This is a genomic window from Streptomyces sp. NPDC055099 (assembly GCF_053607685.1).
Genome location: NZ_JBSGUA010000005.1, coordinates 81,420 through 99,535, shown reverse-complemented (window position 1 = coordinate 99,535; position 18,116 = coordinate 81,420). Strand labels below are relative to the sequence as shown.

The window sequence follows — 18,116 nt, the reverse complement described above, 5'->3', positions numbered from 1 at the left end:
AAGTTGCAGGAACCGCGGCGGTACTCCGCGGGGTGCGCCCAAAGCTCAACCCTGCACGGGACGACTCCCCCGCCCCGCCTCCGTAACTTCTTGCTCCAGCACCACGGCACCGGCCGACCACCGGCGCCACACGGATCGCGGGCCGCCGGGGGACCCAACGGGGGGACCCGGCCCGGGACCTGAAAGGACGACATCACCATGAGCAGCATGACCCTCCGCAAGCGCGTGACGACCGGCTTGGTCTCCGCGGCCTTCATCGGCGGCACCCTGGCCCTGGCACCCGCGGTGCAGGCCGCCCCCGCCCCTGCGTCCGTCTCGACCGCGGCCGTCGGCGCGGCCGCCGAGAAGTGCCCCTGGACGGCGGGCGTCGGCTTCTACTGCGGCTACGACAAGCGGAGCAAGTACACCGACTTCGGCGACTCGGGCCGGCAGGTGAAGGAGGTCCAGGCCCTCATCAAGTACACGGCCGCCTACACCGGCCGCCTCGCGATCGACGGCGACTTCGGCAAGGACACCCGCGCCGCCGTCAAGTACTTCCAGAAGAAGTTCATGGGCGACAACACGCCTGACGGCATCGTCGGCCCGAAGACCTGGAAGGCGCTGCGCCTCAAGTAGGCACTGCGCCGCACACGACGGTGGCCCGTCCTCCTCCGGGGGAGAGGACGGGCCACCGTCACGTCCGTGTGCCGCTCACCGCTAGGTGTCGATCGTCCGATGCAGCGCGTCGCCCAGGAACGGAAGCTGCAGCCACGGATTCGGCTGCGCCATCAGCGCGAGCAGCACGATGACGACGCCGAGCGCCCCGTACGTGACCATGTCCGTGAAGCGTGACCGCACCGCCAGCATGCCGACGCCGGGCAGCGCCCACCGCATGACGGCGCCCGTGATCAGCGCGAGGCCGATCAGTATCGTGCCGACGCGGAACACGTCGAAGGCCGTGAGCAGCAGCCCGAGCCCCACCATCGAGAGCACGGTGAGCAGCGGCCACTGCCGGGCGGGAGCGGGTGCGTCGCCGCCCGCGGCCCGGCCGCCGCCCTCGGGCCGCGCGGTGTCGCGGGTCAGGAGCGGAAAGCGCCGCGTGGTCTTCTTCGGCCCGTCGGGACCGGGAGCGCTGACGGCGCCCTTGGCCTCGGTGTCCTCCACGGCCTCGGCCTCCGTGACGTCGGCCTCGGCGACATCGGCCGGTGACGCCCCTTGGTCAGGTTCGGCGCTCATGGGCTCACCCTTTCCCGGTTCAGCTCGCGGCGGCGGACGCGGCGCGCTCGGCCGCCTCGACGACGTTGACGAGGAGCTGGGCGCGCGTCATCGGGCCGACACCGCCGGGGTTCGGCGAGATCCAGCCCGCGACCTCGCGGACACCGGGGTGCACGTCGCCGACGATCTTGCCGGACTCGTCGCGCGAGACGCCGACGTCCAGGATCGCGGCGCCCGGCTTCACGTCCTCGGGCTTGATGAGGTGCGGCACGCCCGCCGCGGCCACGATGATGTCGGCCTTCTGGAGGTGGAAGGACAGGTCGCGCGTGCCGGTGTGGCACTGCGTCACCGTCGCGTTCTCCGAGCGGCGGGTGAGCAGGAGCGGCATGGAGCGGCCGATCGTGACACCGCGGCCGACGACCACGACCTCGGCGCCGTTGATCTCGACGCCGTGCTGGCGGAGCAGCGTGATCACGCCGTTCGGCGTGCAGGGCAGCGGCGCGGGTTCGTTCAGGACGAGGCGGCCGAGGTTCATCGGGTGCAGGCCGTCGGCGTCCTTGTCCGGGTCCATCAGCTCCAGGACGCGGTTCTCGTCGATGCCCTTGGGGAGCGGGAGCTGCACGATGTAGCCGGTGCACTCCGGGTCTTCGTTGAGCTCGCGGACGACGGCCTCGATCTCCTCCTGCGTCGCGGTCGCGGGCAGCTCGCGCTGGATGGAGGCGATGCCGACCTGCGCACAGTCGCGGTGCTTGCCGGCGACGTACTTCTGGCTGCCCGGGTCGTCACCGACCAGGACAGTCCCGAGGCCGGGCGTGAAGCCCCTCTCCTTCAGGGCCGCCACGCGGGCGGTCAGTTCGGACTTGATCGCGGCTGCGGTGGCCTTGCCATCGAGAATCTGGGCGGTCATGACTCCATCTTCCCGGATGAGACCCGCCCGGTACCAATCAGGTCGCCCGCGCGGGCCGACTGTGTCTCAGCTGTGTCCCGAGACCTGACCAGCTCTGTTGCACTTGCACAACGCATAGGGAATGCGGCTGGACAAATAAGCCTGGCCTAAAGAACGATATGCGGCACAGTGCCGCGGGCAGTGTCGGGGGGACGGACCGCATCTGTAGAACTTTCCTCCGTGATGTGCCGCGTCGTCCCCGCACTATCCGACGGAGGAAGACCGCCATGAGTTACGGCGACCCGAACAACCCTTACGGGCAGCCGCCCCAGCAGCCCCCGGCCGCTCCCGGATACGGCTACCCCCAGGCCCCGCCCGGCGTCCCGCCGCAGCAGGGCTACGGCTACCCGCAGCAGCCGGCATACCCCGGCTACCCGGGCGGCAACATGATGCAGCAGTCGATGCCGGGGCTCCTGGTCACCGCGCGCGTCTTCCTGTTCCTGATCTCGGCCGTGCAGATCCTCTTCGCGATCATCTACCTCTACGTGGGTGCGATCGCCAGCGACGCAGGTGACAGCGGCGAGGACCTGGGCCTCACCGGCATGGGTGAGGCCGGGGACGCCGTGGCCGGTATCGCGATCATCGGCGCGCTGATCGCCGGTGGCCTCGCGGTGCTCTCGATCATGCTCGGCGTGAAGTTCAGCCGCGGCGGCCAGGGTGTCCGGATCACCACGGTCGTCTACGGCGCGCTCGGCGGCATCGTCGGCCTGATCGCCCTCTTCGTCGGCCTCGACTCCGGTCTCGCGACCGCCATCATCGGCCCGCTGATCTGGGTCACCTTCGCCGTCATCATCACGATCGCCCCGGTCGTGCCGAGCGGCACCGCGTGGTTCAACCGGCCCCGTTACTGAGGCAAGTGCTCAACCAACGGGCCGTGCCCCCCTCTTGAGGGGGGCACGGCCCGTTGTGGTGAGTGGCGAGGTCAGTGGAAGAAGTGCCGCGTGCCCGTGAAGTACATCGTCACGCCCGCCTTCTTCGCGGCCTCGACGACCAACTCGTCACGGACCGAACCGCCCGGCTGCACCACGGCCTTGACGCCCGCGGCGGTCAGGATCTCCAGGCCGTCGGGGAACGGGAAGAACGCGTCCGACGCGGCGTACGCGCCGTGCGCACGCTCCTCGCCCGCACGCTCGACGGCGAGCTTCGCGGAGTCGACGCGGTTGACCTGGCCCATGCCGACGCCGACCGAGGCGCCGTCCTTGGCGAGCAGGATCGCGTTGGACTTCACCGCGCGCGACGCCTTCCAGGCGAAGGCCAGTTCGGCGAGTTCGCCCGCGTTCAGGGCGTCGCCCGTGGCGAGCGTCCAGTTGGCGGGGTTGTCGCCGTCGGCCTGGAGGCGGTCGGTGACCTGGAGCAGCGCACCGCCGTCGATCTGCTTCACCTCGACCGTGTTGGACGGGGCCTGGTGAGCGCGCAGGACGCGGATGTTCTTCTTCTTGGTGAGGACTTCGAGCGCGCCGTCCTCGTACTCGGGCGCGACGATGACCTCGGTGAAGATGTCGGCGACCTGCTCGGCCATCTCCTTGGAGACCGGGCGGTTGACGGCGATCACGCCGCCGAACGCGGAGAGCGGGTCGCAGGCGTGCGCCTTGCGGTGCGCCTCGGCGACGTTCGCGCCGATCGCGATGCCGCACGGGTTGGCGTGCTTGATGATCGCGACGCAGGGGTCGTCGTGGTCGTACGCGGCACGGCGCGCGGCGTCCGTGTCCGTGTAGTTGTTGTACGACATCTCCTTGCCGTGCAGCTGCTCGGCCTCGGCGAGGCCGCCGTTGCCGTCGACGTAGAGGGCGGCGCCCTGGTGGGGGTTCTCGCCGTACCGCAGGACGTTCTTGCGGGCGTACGCGCTGCCGAGGAACTCGGGGAAGTCCGTGCCGTCCGCGGCGCTGTGTTCATCAGCGGCTCCGCCGCGGGCGTCGGCGAACCACGAGGCGACCGCGAGGTCGTACTCGGCGGTGTGGCGGAACGCTTCGGCGGCCAGGCGCTTGCGGGCGGTCAGGTCGAAGCCGCCGTCACGGACGGCGGCGAGCACGTCGGTGTACCGGTCGGGGCTCGTGATGACCGACACCGAGGGGTGGTTCTTGGCGGCGGCGCGGACCATCGAGGGGCCGCCGATGTCGATCTGCTCCACGCACTCGTCGGGCGTGGCGCCGGACGCGACGGTCGCCTTGAAGGGGTAGAGGTTCACGACGACGAGCTGGAACGGCTCGATGCCGAGGTCGGCGAGCTGGCGCTGGTGGTCCTCCAGGCGCAGGTCGGCGAGGATTCCGGCGTGCACGCGCGGGTGCAGGGTCTTGACCCGGCCGTCCAGGCACTCGGGGAAGCCGGTGAGCTCCTCGACCTTGGTGACGGGCACCCCGGTGGCGGCGATCTTCGCGGCGGTCGAACCGGTCGAGACGAGCTCGACGCCGGCCTCGTGCAGCCCGCGCGCGAGCTCCTCGAGCCCGGTCTTGTCATAGACGCTGATGAGCGCGCGCTTGATGGGGCGCTGCGAACCGTGCGTACCTTCGGCGGTCACGGGATAAGTACCTTTCGTCCCTCAATGCGGTAGCCGTTACGGGCCAGACGCCCCACGACATCGACGAGCAGCCTTCGCTCGACTTCCTTGATGCGCTCGTGCAGAGCGCTCTCGTCGTCCTCATCCCCGACCGGGACCACGCCCTGGGCGATGATCGGGCCGGTGTCGACGCCGTCGTCGACGAAGTGGACGGTGCATCCCGTGACCTTCGCGCCGTACGCGAGCGCGTCGCGTACGCCGTGGGCCCCCGGGAAGCTGGGCAGCAGGGCGGGGTGCGTGTTGACGAACCGGCCGCCGAACAGAGCGAGGAATTCCTTCCCCACGATCTTCATGAACCCGGCCGACACGACCAGATCGGGCGCGTGCGCGGCGGTCGCCTCGGCGAGCGCCGCGTCCCACTCGTCGCGGGTCGCGTAGTCCTTCACCCGGCAGACGAAGGTGGGAATCCCGGCCCGCTCGGCGCGTTCGAGCCCCGCGATGCCGTCACGGTCGGCGCCGACGGCGACGATCTCGGCGCCGTAGCCGGCCGTCCCGTCCGTCGCGATCTTGTCGAGCAGAGCCTGCAGATTCGTGCCTGATCCGGAGACCAGCACGACCAGGCGCTTGGCCACAGGGCTCTTGGCCACAGCGGGGCCCTTTCTCGGGAGGTGCGTCTTTGTAGGGTCGTACAAAGGCTTCGCATCTTCCGATACGGGGAACTCTACGAAGCGGCCGACCGTCAGCAACGATACCGGCACACGGTGCGGCCCCTCACGGGACGGGGGCGCGGCCGGAAGGTAGCGTCTGCACCAAGACGTCACATGACGTCGCGCAGTCCAGAAGCCCGCTCGACACACTCACTCGCCGCACTCGCTCGACGCACGAACTCGACGCACCTACTTGACGCACGAACTCGACACGCTCGATCGACCAAGGGGAAGACGCACACCTGATGCCGGACCGTAGCCTCCGCCTTCCGCTGTCCCTCGCGTTCGGACTGACGCACGCAGGGGGGCGCGGCTCGACGCTGCTGCGCGACGGCCGCCCGTCGTCCCCGCCGCAGGACTCCCAGGACTCCGGAGGGTCCGATTCCGCGGGCGGTTCGGGCAGCTCGGGCGATTCCGGGTCGTCGAAGGACGACAATCCCTTCGCGCCGCCGCCGGAGGGGACCCCGGACCAGCCGTGGCGGCCCCGCCCCGGCAACGGCGGCGACAGCCCTGACGGCAAGGGCCGTTCCCCCTGGGGCAGCCAGTGGAGCGACCGGCAGCCCGGCCGCTCCCAGGGCGGCGGCTTCGGCGAGCGCCCCGGCAAGGAGGGCGGGGGCCAGGGTCCCGACGGAAACTCCGGGCCCGGCTCCGGCATGCGCTGGGACCCGACCGACCCGGCCCAGCGCCGCGCTCGGTACGCCCTGCTCTCCGGCATGTGGGCCTTCTTCTTCGCCCTCTTCGGCTGGCGGTACGTGGCCCTGCTCCTGGGCGCGCTCGCGCTGCACTGGGGCATCAGCTCGCTGCGGTCGAAGCCGAAGCAGCCGGACCCGACGGCACCGGCCACGCAACAGCCGGCGGCCGATCCCGCCGGCACGAAGCCGCAGACCACGGCGGCGGTCAGCGGCCTGGTGACGGCGTCGCTCGCGCTGGCGATGGTGGCGGCGACGTTCGCGGCGCAGCTGGTGTACCGCGACTACTACACGTGCGTGAACGACGCCCTCACGAGCCAGTCGAAACAGGAGTGCAACGACCTCCTGCCGAAACAGCTGCGTCCGCTGCTGGGGGAGAGGGACTGATCTCCTGCCGGTAAGGGGTGGGTGGGCGGGAAAGCTTGTGCCGCGAAGCGGCGGCTTGTGGCGGAGGCGAGGACAAGGCGCTGCCCACCCCTCAAGCCCCCGGCGGCCGCTCCCCGCCGGCGTCCCGCAGGGCCGCCCACCGCGCCTCGCGCGACGCGTCGTCGTGCCAGTCCTCCACCAGGCCCGGCCCCGCCGGAGGCGTCTGCGTCTGCGTCTGCGGCAGGAAGTCGTACGGCTCGAACGGCCCGTACGGATCCGGTGCGGGCGAAGGCTCCGGAGGCTGCGGCGCCCGGCGGCGGCGGGGAATCCGGGGAAGGCGAGGCAGGCGTAGACGAGGAGCCCGCAGCCCCAGCTGAGGGACCCGAGGCTTCGGCAGCCGGAGCCACGGCCAGCGAGGCGTGGCCCTGCGCGTCCGCAGGCGCCAGGCACGCGCCGCCAACGCGAACGGCACGCCCACCACCGCCGTCCACCCCAGCGCCGCCGCCCCCGTCTGCCACCACACCGGACCGAACTCGGCCAGGACGGCCACCCCCATCGGGCCCCCCGCCAGCGCCGCGAGCCCCGCCATGAACACACCGCACAGCGCCGCCGCCGTCACGGCCACCAGCGCCGTCCGGCGCCGGGTCCACGCCTCGCCCCGCGCGCCGGGGGCAGGCGCCGCCGCCCCCGCCGTGAACCACGCGAGGACGAGCCCCCCGGCCACCGGCACCGCGCCCACCGCCCACGTCAACGGCGTACCGGGCCCCTGCGCGGGCAACGCCGCGAGCAGCGGGAACTCCGGCAGCATCGGGGCCGGGCCCACGGCTAGCGGCCCCGCCACACTCCCCGTGCCGAGCGCGAAGCCGGGGCCGAGGCCGTACGCCGCGCCCCACACCGCCGCGTTCGGCACCAGCGCCACGGCGAGCAGCAGCACCGCGAAACGGCCCGACCACACGTCCGTGACCTGCGCGAACGACGCCCTCGCCAGGCCGCCGTGCAACGCGAGCGACACCGCAACAAGCAGCGCTCCCCCGCCGACGAGCACCACCGCCCCTGCCGACGCCGCCCGCGTGACGGCACGGACGTGCCGGCGTACGAGGAAGGGACGTACCGCCGCGGGCAGCGCGCGCAGACCGCCCCGCACCACACCCGGCAGCGGCTCCCGGGGCCGCCCGACCGCGGTCCACACCCCCACCGCCGCCGCACAGGCCACGACCATCGGCAGGTGCAGCACCGCGCTCGGCCACGACGGGCGCAGCTCGCCCCCGGCCGCGTACAGCGTCGCGGCGGCGCCGACCAGCAGATAGCCGCCGACCACCCCGCACCACGCGGTCCGCGGCGCCATGCCGCGCTCCTCGGGGTCCGCCGCGTCCCGCGCGGCGCGGTGCGCGAGCCAGCCCGGCAGCACCATCAGGAGCAGGGGCGTGACGCCGACCGGCGCCGGGGTCCCGGAGACCGTGTCCGTGCGGACCAACTCCGTGCCGTGGGCGATCAGCCACACCGCGGCAGCGACATGCAGCGCTCCGTCGGGCCCGCTGTCGGGGTAGGGCGAGCTGATCCAGAGGACCATCACCAGGACGGCACACACGCCGAGGCCGAGCCCGGCCGCGACGGCACCGCCGAACAGGCACGTCGCCAGTCCGGGTGAGCGGTCCCTGAACCGTTCGACGAGCGACTTGAGGGGCGGCAACGGCGAGGTGCGGTCGGTGAGGTGAGTCACACCGGCCATGCTCCCAACGACACGCGCTTTCTCCCTGTAACAGGCGAATACCCGATGTGTCGCACAAGATACGTTTATGTACTTTTTCGTACGACGGACCGGCCGCGCCCGGCTGCCCGCCGCACGAACGCCCACGGCCCACGGCGCGGAGAGTCCGACATGACCCAGAGCCCTGCCACACCGTTGCCGTCCCCCAAGGAACGCCGACGTCTGCGCGAGGCGAAGTCCCTGAGCCAGGCCGAGATCGCCGCGCGGGTGGGCGTCACCCGGGAGACGGTCCGCTCCTGGGAGGCCGGCCGCTCGAAGCCGCGCGGCCGCAAGCGTGACATCTACGCGAAGCTGCTCGCCGAACTCGCGAACGAGCAGACCGTCGCGAGCGAGCCCACAGGCGAGCGTTCCGCACGGCGCCCCAGCTGGGCCCGGGACGCGCCCCCCGCCATCGACGCCAAGGACGGCAAGACCCCCGCGCGCATCCCGGTGGGCGCGGCGATGAACGGTCACACCCGGCCCGACCCGGTGGTGCGGACCCAGGCTGCCGCCCCACCCATGGCCGAAGCCGAGACCGAGCCGGATCAGTCCAGGCCCCCCACGAGAGCCACCACCCCCGCCGAAGCCTTCGACACGCTCTGCGTGACCTGCGCCCCCGGCCTCGTACGCCAGACCTATCTCCTCACCGGCCGCCGTACCCTCGCCCAGGAGTCGGTGGAACGCGCCTTCCAGCTCGCCTGGCAGCGCTGGCCCGAGGTCGCCGTGGACCGCGACCCGGCGGGCTGGGTGCGCGCGGCGGCGTACGAGTACGCGATGTCCCCCTGGCACCGCCTCCGCCCCACGCACCGGCACCCTGACGCCCCGCCCGCCGAGGCGGCCGACCGCGCCTTCCTCAAGGTCCTGATGAGCCTGCCGCCCGCGCAGCGCCGCACCCTCCTGCTCTACGACGGCGTGGGCCTCGACCTGCCCGAGACCGCGGCCGAGACGGAGGCGAGCACGCCTGCGGCGGCCAACCGGCTGCTGAACGCGCGCGAGGCGATCGCCGAGAAACTCCCCGACCAGGCGTCGACACCCGAAGCCCTGCACCAGCGCCTCGGCGAACTGTGCGGCGCGGAGAAACTACGGCCGCCGAACGCGGCCCGGGTACGCACCGGCAGCGAGCACCGCGCCCGCTTCTGGACCCGCGCGGCGATCGCCTTCACCGCCCTGATCGTCGGCGCGACGGCCCTCACCCTGAGATCGGCCCCCACGCACTACGAACCACCTCAGTCCCCGGGCAAGGCCATCAGCGGAGTACCCCCACACATGGGCCCCGGCCCCCTGACGTACGCAGACCAACTCCTCCACAAGAAGCTCCGCGAGGACATGTCCAGCGGCCCGGAAAGACTGACACCACAGCCCCGCTAGGGGCGCGGGGAACTGCGCGATCTTTCAGGGGCGCGGGGAACTGCGCGATCTTTCAGGGGCGCGGGGAACGGCGCAGTCCTTTCAGGGGCGCGGGGAACTGCGCAGTCCTTTCAGGGGCGCGGGGAACTGCGCAGGTTTTTAGGGGCGCGGGGAACTGCGCGACCAGCCACAGCCGGCCCGCACGTCACAACAAACGATCAGCGGGCCCGCACCTCAAACAAGGTGCGGGCCCGCTGTTCAACCGGTCAAGGCGACTCAGCCAGCGAGAATCGCCCGCGCAAGCTTCGCCGTCTCGGTAGGCGTCTTGCCCACCTTCACGCCGGCAGCCTCAAGCGCTTCCTTCTTGGCCGCAGCCGTACCGGAGGAGCCGGAGACGATGGCACCGGCGTGGCCCATGGTCTTGCCCTCGGGCGCGGTGAAGCCGGCGACGTAGCCGACGACCGGCTTCGTCACGTTGGCCTTGATGTAGTCCGCCGCACGCTCCTCGGCGTCACCGCCGATCTCGCCGATCATGACGATCAGGTCGGTGTCGGGGTCGGCCTCGAACGCCTCGAGGGCGTCGATGTGCGTCGTGCCGATGACAGGGTCGCCACCGATGCCCACGGCCGAGGAGAAGCCGATGTCACGGAGCTCGTACATCATCTGGTACGTCAGCGTGCCGGACTTCGAGACCAGACCGATGCGGCCCGGCTTCGTGATGTCGCCCGGGATGATGCCGGCGTTCGACTGACCCGGGGTGATGAGACCGGGGCAGTTCGGGCCGATGATGCGGGTCTTGTTGCCCTTCGACTTCGCGTACGCCCAGAAGGCGGCGGAGTCGTGGACGGCGATGCCCTCGGTGATGACGACCGCGAGGGGGATCTCGGCGTCGATCGCCTCGACGACGGCGGCCTTGGAGAAGGCCGGCGGCACGAAGAGGACGGACACGTTGGCGCCCGTGGCCTCCATGGCCTCCTTGACCGAACCGAACACCGGTACCTCGGTGCCGTCGAAGTCGACCTTCGTGCCCGCCTTGCGCGGGTTCACGCCGCCGACGATGTTGGTGCCGTCACCCAGCATGAGCTTGGTGTGCTTCATGCCCGTGGCACCGGTCATGCCCTGGACGATGACCTTGCTGTCCTTGTTGAGGAAGATAGCCATGGTGGTGTCTTAACCTCTTCCCTTACTTCGCAGCCGCGAGCTCGGCGGCCTTGTCGGCCGCGCCGTCCATGGTGTCCACGCGCTGCACGAGCGGGTGGTTGGCGTCGCTCAGGATCTTGCGACCCAGCTCCGCGTTGTTGCCGTCGAGGCGCACGACCAGCGGCTTCTCGACCTTCTCGCCCTTCGAGGCGAGCAGCTCAAGGGCCTGCACGATGCCGTTGGCGACCTCGTCGCACGCGGTGATGCCACCGAAGACGTTGACGAAGACGGACTTGACGTCCGAGTCGCCCAGGATGATCTCCAGGCCGTTCGCCATGACCTCGGCGGAAGCGCCGCCGCCGATGTCGAGGAAGTTGGCCGGCTTCACGCCGCCGTGCGCCTCACCGGCGTACGCGACGACGTCCAGCGTCGACATGACCAGACCGGCACCGTTACCGATGATGCCGACCTCGCCGTCGAGCTTCACGTAGTTGAGGTTCTTGGCCTTGGCGGCAGCCTCGAGCGGGTTGGCTGCGTCCTTGTCCTCGAGCGCCTCGTGGTCGGCCTGGCGGAAGTCGGCGTTCTCGTCGAGCGAGACCTTGCCGTCCAGGGCCAGGATGCGGCCGTCCTTGGTCTTGACGAGGGGGTTGACCTCGACGAGGAGCGCGTCCTCGGCGACGAAGGTGTCCCACAGGGTCACCATCGCCTCGGCGACACCCTCGGCCACCTCGGCCGGGAACTTCGCCTGGGCCACGATCTCGCGGGCCTTCTCGATGTTCACGCCCTCGACGGCGTTGACCGGGACCTTCGCGAGGGCCTCGGGGGTCTTCTCCGCGACCTCCTCGATGTCCATGCCGCCCTGCACCGACGCCATGGCGAGGAAGGTGCGGTTGGTGCGGTCGAGGAGGAACGAGACGTAGTACTCCGCCTCGATCTCCGGGGACAGCTCGGCGATCATCACCTTGTGGACCGTGTGGCCCTTGATGTCCATCCCGAGGATGTCCGTCGCGCGAGCGACGGCCTCGTCCGGGCTGTCGGCCAGCTTCACGCCGCCGGCCTTGCCGCGGCCACCGACCTTCACCTGGGCCTTGACGACCGACTTGCCGCCCAGCTTCTCGGTGGCCTCGCGCGCCGCCTCAGGCGTGTCGATGACTTCACCGGCCAGCACCGGTACACCGTGCTTGGCGAAGAGGTCCCTCGCCTGGTACTCGAACAGGTCCACGCGCGTCCGTCCCTTTTCCGTGATCTCGCTGCGATCTCGCTGCTTTGTGGTCAGCTGTCTGCGTGGGCGTGCCGCGGAGGGCAACGTGACTGCGCTGTCACAAGGGAGGCGTAGGACGGAGTCCGGTACGCGGCATGTCCGTCTCGCAGGTTATCGCCGTGGGCCGTAGGTCCCTAAATCACAGATCACATTTGGGCGGTGATGACTGTCACAGATCACGGGCCCGGGGATGGAGCGGGCGGCCCCTGAGGTGACAGGGGCCGCCCGTTTGCTGCTGTTACGGCTGGTGGAGCTTCTGTTCTTGAGGTGTCAGACGGCTTCTTACGGCGTCAGACGGCTGTTCCTACGGTGTCAGACGGCTGTCCTTACGGCGTCAGACGGCGTACGTCGTCGCGTTGTACGCCTGCTCGTACGTCGGCAGGTAGTCCGGGGTGACCGATCCGGCCACGCCCTGGACGCCGGAGACGGCGTTCCCGGCGAGGGTCCGCGCGTCAGGGGCGACCGTGCCCGTCAGGTCCTGCGCGAAGGGCGAGACCTGGCCGACGACCCCGCCCGCGAACGGCTGGACGTCACCCGTGACGCCGTACGCGAGCTCGCCCGCGCTGCCGCCGACGCCCTGCACGACCGGCCGCACCTGGTCGGTGACGGTCTGCACGAGCGGCGAGACCGAGCCGACGACGCCGCCCGCGAAGGGCTCCACGTCGCCGACGACACCCTGCGCGAACGGCGGGACCTCGCCGACGACCCCACCGGCGAACGGCTGGACGTCGCCGACCACACCCTGCGCCAGGTAACCGGCATCGCCGACCGCCTGCCCGGCGACCGGCACGACACCGTCGACCGCGGTGGCGGCGACGGGCGGCAGCACGGCCGTGGCGGTCTCGTCGACGATCGGGGTGGCGGTCCGCGTGGCGGCCGCGGGGGCCTTGGCCGCGGCGGCTTCGACCTCCGGGGCGAAGGCGGAGAGCGGCCCGAAGAGGTAGTCGACGGAGTCTTCTGGTGTGCGGACGTCAGGGGTGCGGACGTCCGGCGTACGCACGTCCGGCGTGCTGACCTCGGGGGTCTTGAGCTGCTCGGGAGCCTTGGGGGCGGCGGCCTTCGCTTCGGTGACGGTGGACTTCGCCTTGGCGACGGTGGACTTGGCCTCGGCGACGGTGGACTTCGCCTCGCCCTTGACGTCGTCGACGGCGTCGACCGCGTCGGACGCGTTGTCCGGCAGGGCGACGGAGTGCTGCGGCAGCTCGTCCGCGCTGGCCACGGCGGAACCGAGCGCCCAGGCGCCCGTGACACCGGCGGCTATGACGATGGAACGACGGATGTTCTTGTTCATGCGTGCTTCAGATCCTTCGAATTCTGGCGGTGAATCCGACCTGGAGGCGTACGCAGGTACGTCCGGTCGGCGGGCAGACCTTTGCCACCCCCGCGCGGCAGGTCTTCGCGGGGAAAGGGCTGCCCTAGCCAGGGAATTCGGGAATGTCCCGGTGTCGTTCACGGAGCGGCGCGGAAACCTGAGCGGCCTCGACGCCCCGCAGAAGCCGCACGGGCGCACGGCTGTCGGACGAGGCGGCACACGGATCGCCGTGCCGCGTCGAACCGCCGTCACCGGCCGACTGTCCGCCCAGCGTTCGCGCGGGATCACCCGGCGCGGACGGGAACGGCTCCTGCCCGGTGTGGTTCGCGTCGCCCGCATCGGCGTCACTCACCTGCTGACCGGCCAGATACGCCTCGCCGGTACCGGCGAAGGTGAGGGTGGAGGTGGGGGCGGGGGTGGAGCTGAGGGTGCGGGCACCCGTTCCGTACGAGGACTCGCCCCGCGTCCCGTGCTTCGCGGAAGCCGCCTCGCCCTGCCCGCCCTGGGGCGCGTGGGGCTCGGCCCCGCGGTCTTCACCGAGGCCTGACTGCGGCAGCTCAGGCACGCCGGGGAAACCGGGCGCTCCAGGGAAGCCGGGAGCTTCGGGGAAGTCGGGAGCTTCGTCGAGGACCCGTTGCGGCGCGCCCTCGACGACTCCGGTGACCCCGTCCACGACCGGCCGCACCACACCTCGCGCGGCGGCCCGCACCACGGGCTCGGCGGCTTCGACCACAGGCTCTGCGACGGGCTCGACCGCGGCATGACGCACGGCGTCGCGCCCGTCCCGCGCGGCCTCGGCCACCCGCTCCCGCACCGGTTCCGCGGACGGCGTCACTTCCGTGGCCGGAGCCGCTTCCGTGGACGGAGCCGCTTCCGTGGACGGCGCCTCCGCCGACCGCACCGACTCCACACGTTCCGGAACCGGCACACCGTCCGCCGCCTGCGCACGCGCACCGCACATAAATCCCAGCGCGAGCAACCCGGCCAGCAACAGCACCACTTGCAGCGCACGCCGACCGGCCACGGCGCGCGTCACGCGCACAGCGGCATCGGGCAGAACGACTGCTGCGGGAGTCAAGACGGGAAGGTTCCTCTGCTGGGCCAGGAGTGAAGCCCGCCGATCCTCGCACGGGCCGCCCGCCCTCGCGCAAGTCCCCTGTTACCGATGCGTATTCATGTCCGGTATGGGCAGAGGGCGCTTCTCGATCGCCGCTGCCATCACCTCCGGGAAGAGGTCGGGGGTGCAGGCGAAGGCCGGTGCGTCCAGCGCCGAGAGCGCTGCCGCGTGCTCACGGTCGTACGCGGGTGCCCCCTCGTCGGAGAGCGCGAGCAGCGTCACGAACTGCACGCCGGAGGCCTTCATCGCCGCGACCCGCTTCAGCATCTCGTTGCGTATGCCTCCTTCGTAGAGGTCGCTGATGAGGACGACGATGGTGTCGGCGGGACGGGTGATCTGCGACTGGCAGTACGCGAGCGCCCGGTTGATGTCGGTACCGCCCCCCAACTGCGTGCCGAACAGCACATCCACCGGGTCGTCGAGCTGATCGGTCAGATCGACGACGTTCGTGTCGAAGACGACGAGCCGGGTGTTGAGCGACCGCATCGAACCGAGCACTGCGCCGAACACCGAGGCGTAGACGACGGACGCGGCCATCGAGCCCGACTGGTCGATGCAGAGGATGACCTCCTTCTTCACCGATTGCGCTGCCCGCCCGTACCCGATGAGGCGCTCGGGCACGATCGTCCTGTACTCCGGCAGGTAGTTCTTGAGGTTGGCCGCGATCGTGCGGTTCCAGTCGATGTCGTGGTGGCGCGGTCTGCTGACCCGGGCGCTGCGGTCGAGCGCGCCGGTGAGGGTGGCGCGGGTGCGCGTGGCGAGCCGCTTCTCGAGGTCCTCGACCACCTTGCGCACGACGGCCCGCGCGGTCTCCTTGGTGGTCTCCGGCATGGCCTTGTTGAGGGAGAGAAGGGTCCCCACCAGGTGCACGTCGGCTTCCACGGCCTCCAGCATCTCGGGCTCCAGGAGCAGCGCCGACAGACCGAGCCGCTCGATGGCGTCGCGCTGCATCACCTGGACGACGGACGTGGGGAAGTACTTCCGGATGTCCCCGAGCCAACGCGACACGGACGGCGCGGACGCCCCGAGCCCCGCCGAACGGTCCCGCGACCGCTCCTTCTTCCCTCCGTCCTTCCCCTCTCCGCCGTACAACGCGCCGAGCGCCCCGTCCATCGCCGCGTCCCGCCCGGCGAGTTCACACCCGGTCCCTTCGCCCTCACCCCCGCCCAGCACAAGCCGCCACCGCCGCAGCCGCTCCCCGGCCGCACCCTCAGCGGTCACTGCCCCAGCCGTCATTGCCTCAGCGCCCCCTGGCGTGCCTTGAGCGACGTCGTGCGTCATCGGCTCACCCCCACAAGATCGTTACCGTCATTGGCCCCGGGCCCGGGACTCCCCTCGGACCCGCTCCCGGCCCCGGACCCAGCCTCTGTCCCGACCCCCAGCAACAGACTCAGCACCGGCAGCACCGCGTCCGCCCGCTCCCCGTCCAGCTCCGCCCCGAAGCCGGGTATCCCGCCGACGACGCTCGCGCCGGCGCCCGCCGACGGGCCGCGCCGCACCAGCTCGCCCAGCGTCCGCCGTACTCCCGGTTCGTACGCCGAGAAGGTGCGCCGCAGCAGGGGGAGTACGTCGGTGAAGGCGCGGTCGGGAACCCCGGTCAGCCAGGCGTCGACCAGCCCGAGCAGCCGCTCGTCGTGCACGAGCAACATGCCGCCGCCCGAGCCGCCCCCCACGAAGCCCTCGATCCAGGCGGCGGCCTCGGCGGGTTCGGTTCCCCGTGACAGGGCGAGCCCCATGAACCGGGCGGTCTCGTCCTCGGCCAGCTCCCCACTGTCCGTCAGAATCCGCACGCACCGCCCACGGACCACCCCCGCAACGCTGTCCCGCTCCCCAAGGACCCGCAGCACGGAGTGCCACCGCCCCCGCATACCGGCCCCCGGCAGCGACGGCCGCGCCCCCGGCTCGCCCTCGTCCCCCCGGCCTTCGCCCAGCTCCCCCAGCAAGCCCACCGCCTGGTGAACGGCGTCCACATGCCCCCGCATCTCGAGCGCCGCGTCCCCGTCGAGCCCCGCGCACGCGGGCGGCAGCCCGACGAACACCCGCTCGGCCAGGCCCACGGCCACCTCACCGAGGGCAGCCGTGTCAGTGCCCCGCACATCCCCGTATCGAAGCGACCGCACCAGCGCGGGCAACGCCTGCGCCAGATGCCCGACGTCCGCGTCCAGCGCCGCCCGGTCCGCAAGGACCCGCATCACCACCGGCAGCGCGTCCGGCAACTCGGCCAGCAGACACCGCTCGGCCAGCGCGGTGACATCGGACAGCGCCCCTGCCCCGACGGCATCGGACTCCGCCTTCGCGGTGGCCGCCGCCAGTACGGTCGTCCCCCAGACCCCCGCCTCCGCCACCCGCACGGAGAGCTCCGGCTCCCACCGCAGCCGCCATGTCTCGCGGAACGTGCCCGTACTCCCCCGCGACCGCACGGGCTCGCCCCAGCCGATACCGAGCAGCCGCAGGCGATGCAGCAGCCTGCTGCGTGCCGCGTCCGTGTCCTTGCGCAGGTCGAGCTCCAACTCCCGCTCGAGCGCCTCTGGCTTGAGGCGCAGCTTCCGCTGGAGCCGCGTGAGATCCCGCTGCAACGGCACCGCCGGCGCGGAGTCCGGCACCTCTCCCAGGACATCCCCGACGACGAGCTTGTCGTGCACGAGGGAGAGCGGCACGTCCGACCCCTCGCACATCACCGCCCTGATCGCGTCCGTCGTCTCGGTGAGCCCCGGCAGCGGGCGCCCTCGCATCACGGCGAGCGTGTCCGCGAGCCGCACCGCCTCGATGACATGCGCGGACGACACCATCCTGTCCTCGTCCCTGAGGAGCCGCGCGACCTTGGTCAGCCAGCGCTCGACGGGCCGGTCGGGCGCGCCGAACAGATGCCCGTACCAACCCGGCGACGCGATCCCCGCGCCGTATCCGCTGGCCCGGGAGAGGCGGCGGTGCGTCCAGGGCACCCAGGTCATGTCGACCTTCACCTTCGGCAGCCCCTTGAGCAGCGCCCGGTCGGCCGCGACCGTCACCTTCTGCCGCAGTGCCGGCACATGCCAGGCCCCGCACACGACCGCGACCCCGCCCGCCCCGAACTCCCGCTGAGCCGCGCGCACTTGCACACGCATGTACGCCTCGCGCACCAGGTCGCGGTCGTGCCCGCCCGTCCCGTACTCCTCGCGCAGCGCCTCCATGGCCTCGCCCAGCGCGTCGAACGGAGCGAACGGGTCGCCGCCTCCGTCCCGGTGCTCGACGACGTCCTCCCACCACCGCTCCGGATCGTCGTACCCGGCGGTCTCGGCGAGCACCGCCAGCGGATCAATGCGTACCGCTTCGACGTCCGCGTCCCCCGCGGCCCCGGGCTCGCCCGGCTCCCCCTCCGCGGCGTCCGGCGCCCCCTCGGCCCCCTCGGCCCGCGCCAGCGAATGCGCCGCCGGAAGATCCATGAACCGGACCGGGACCCCCGCCCCCGCGGCCCACTTGATCGCGACCCACTCCGGCGAGAACTCCGCCAGCGGCCAGAACGCCGAGCGGCCCGGCTCGTCCACCACATGCGCGAGCAGGGCGACCGGCGGCCGCATCCCCTCGTCCGCAGCGAGCGGCACCAGCGCGTCGGCTTCCGGGGGCCCCTCGATCAGCACCACACGCGGCGAACCCGCCTCAAGCGCGGCCCGCACCGCACGCGCCGAACCCGGCCCGTGATGCCTCACTCCCAGCAGCAAAGGCCCCTCGCCAGCCCGTGTCGTCATCCCCCGCACCTCGCCGCTCATGTCCGCTCCTCCCCGTCACCCGCGAACCAGCCACCGTCACACCCACACCC

Annotated in this window: 15 protein-coding genes; 4 read left to right on the top strand and 11 right to left on the bottom strand. The window is 71.6% G+C overall.

Annotation, left to right across the window (positions count from 1 at the left end; translation table 11 throughout):
* Positions 1–198 precede the first annotated feature (198 nt).
* Positions 199–615 (top strand): peptidoglycan-binding domain-containing protein, encoded by a 417-nt coding sequence (locus ACWFRU_RS14880; RefSeq protein WP_453686947.1) that lies wholly within the window; start codon positions 199–201, stop codon positions 613–615.
* Between the two features lie 81 nt (positions 616–696).
* Here ACWFRU_RS14880 and ACWFRU_RS14875 read toward each other — a convergent pair whose 3' ends face one another.
* Positions 697–1,215 carry a DUF3017 domain-containing protein gene (locus tag ACWFRU_RS14875; RefSeq protein WP_453686945.1) on the bottom strand — a complete coding sequence of 173 codons (519 nt, stop codon included), beginning with the start codon at positions 1,213–1,215 and terminating at the stop codon, positions 697–699.
* A gap of 19 nt (positions 1,216–1,234) precedes the next feature.
* Positions 1,235–2,101: a bifunctional methylenetetrahydrofolate dehydrogenase/methenyltetrahydrofolate cyclohydrolase gene (locus ACWFRU_RS14870; RefSeq protein WP_453686943.1), complete on the bottom strand. Its 867-nt coding sequence runs from the start codon at positions 2,099–2,101 to the stop codon at positions 1,235–1,237.
* A gap of 266 nt (positions 2,102–2,367) precedes the next feature.
* Here ACWFRU_RS14870 and ACWFRU_RS14865 point away from each other — a divergent pair, with 266 nt between their 5' ends.
* Complete coding sequence (locus tag ACWFRU_RS14865) at positions 2,368–2,991, top strand: hypothetical protein (protein WP_453686941.1); 624 nt, start codon at positions 2,368–2,370, stop codon at positions 2,989–2,991.
* Positions 2,992–3,062: 71 nt separating this feature from the next.
* Here the strand turns inward: ACWFRU_RS14865 and purH are convergent, their stop codons facing one another.
* Positions 3,063–4,655, bottom strand: a complete 1,593-nt coding sequence (gene purH, locus ACWFRU_RS14860) for a bifunctional phosphoribosylaminoimidazolecarboxamide formyltransferase/IMP cyclohydrolase (protein WP_453686940.1) — start codon at positions 4,653–4,655, stop codon at positions 3,063–3,065.
* Positions 4,652–5,281: a phosphoribosylglycinamide formyltransferase gene (purN, locus tag ACWFRU_RS14855; RefSeq protein ID WP_453686938.1), complete on the bottom strand. Its 630-nt coding sequence runs from the start codon at positions 5,279–5,281 to the stop codon at positions 4,652–4,654. Before purN ends, purH begins: the two co-directional genes overlap by 4 nt.
* Positions 5,282–5,586: 305 nt before the next feature.
* On the opposite strand from purN, the gene ACWFRU_RS14850 reads away from it, so the two are divergent.
* Positions 5,587–6,417 (top strand): hypothetical protein, encoded by an 831-nt coding sequence (locus ACWFRU_RS14850; RefSeq protein WP_453686936.1) that lies wholly within the window; start codon positions 5,587–5,589, stop codon positions 6,415–6,417.
* Positions 6,418–6,508: 91 nt separating this feature from the next.
* Here ACWFRU_RS14850 and ACWFRU_RS14845 read toward each other — a convergent pair whose 3' ends face one another.
* Positions 6,509–8,125: a cell division protein PerM gene (locus tag ACWFRU_RS14845; RefSeq protein ID WP_453686935.1), complete on the bottom strand. Its 1,617-nt coding sequence runs from the start codon at positions 8,123–8,125 to the stop codon at positions 6,509–6,511.
* A gap of 150 nt (positions 8,126–8,275) precedes the next feature.
* Here ACWFRU_RS14845 and ACWFRU_RS14840 point away from each other — a divergent pair, with 150 nt between their 5' ends.
* Complete coding sequence (locus ACWFRU_RS14840; RefSeq protein WP_453686933.1) at positions 8,276–9,511, top strand: helix-turn-helix domain-containing protein; 1,236 nt, start codon at positions 8,276–8,278, stop codon at positions 9,509–9,511.
* A 255-nt stretch (positions 9,512–9,766) separates the two neighbouring features.
* Here ACWFRU_RS14840 and sucD read toward each other — a convergent pair whose 3' ends face one another.
* The 6 genes from sucD to ACWFRU_RS14810 all read right to left on the bottom strand — a co-directional run bounded on the left by sucD (position 9,767) and on the right by ACWFRU_RS14810 (position 18,045).
* Positions 9,767–10,651, bottom strand: a complete 885-nt coding sequence (gene sucD / locus ACWFRU_RS14835; protein WP_160506736.1) for a succinate--CoA ligase subunit alpha — start codon at positions 10,649–10,651, stop codon at positions 9,767–9,769.
* Positions 10,652–10,673: 22 nt separating this feature from the next.
* The gene (gene sucC, locus ACWFRU_RS14830; RefSeq protein WP_453686931.1) at positions 10,674–11,852 is read right to left on the bottom strand and encodes an ADP-forming succinate--CoA ligase subunit beta; all 1,179 of its coding nucleotides are present in this window, start codon (positions 11,850–11,852) and stop codon (positions 10,674–10,676) included.
* Between the two features lie 373 nt (positions 11,853–12,225).
* Positions 12,226–13,182 (bottom strand): hypothetical protein, encoded by a 957-nt coding sequence (locus tag ACWFRU_RS14825; RefSeq protein WP_453686929.1) that lies wholly within the window; start codon positions 13,180–13,182, stop codon positions 12,226–12,228.
* Between the two features lie 124 nt (positions 13,183–13,306).
* The gene (locus ACWFRU_RS14820) at positions 13,307–14,281 is read right to left on the bottom strand and encodes a hypothetical protein (RefSeq protein ID WP_453686927.1); all 975 of its coding nucleotides are present in this window, start codon (positions 14,279–14,281) and stop codon (positions 13,307–13,309) included.
* Positions 14,282–14,362: 81 nt separating this feature from the next.
* Positions 14,363–15,556 (bottom strand): vWA domain-containing protein, encoded by a 1,194-nt coding sequence (locus ACWFRU_RS14815; RefSeq protein WP_453686925.1) that lies wholly within the window; start codon positions 15,554–15,556, stop codon positions 14,363–14,365.
* Between the two features lie 41 nt (positions 15,557–15,597).
* Positions 15,598–18,045 (bottom strand): DUF5682 family protein, encoded by a 2,448-nt coding sequence (locus tag ACWFRU_RS14810; protein ID WP_453686923.1) that lies wholly within the window; start codon positions 18,043–18,045, stop codon positions 15,598–15,600.
* Positions 18,046–18,116 lie beyond the last annotated feature (71 nt).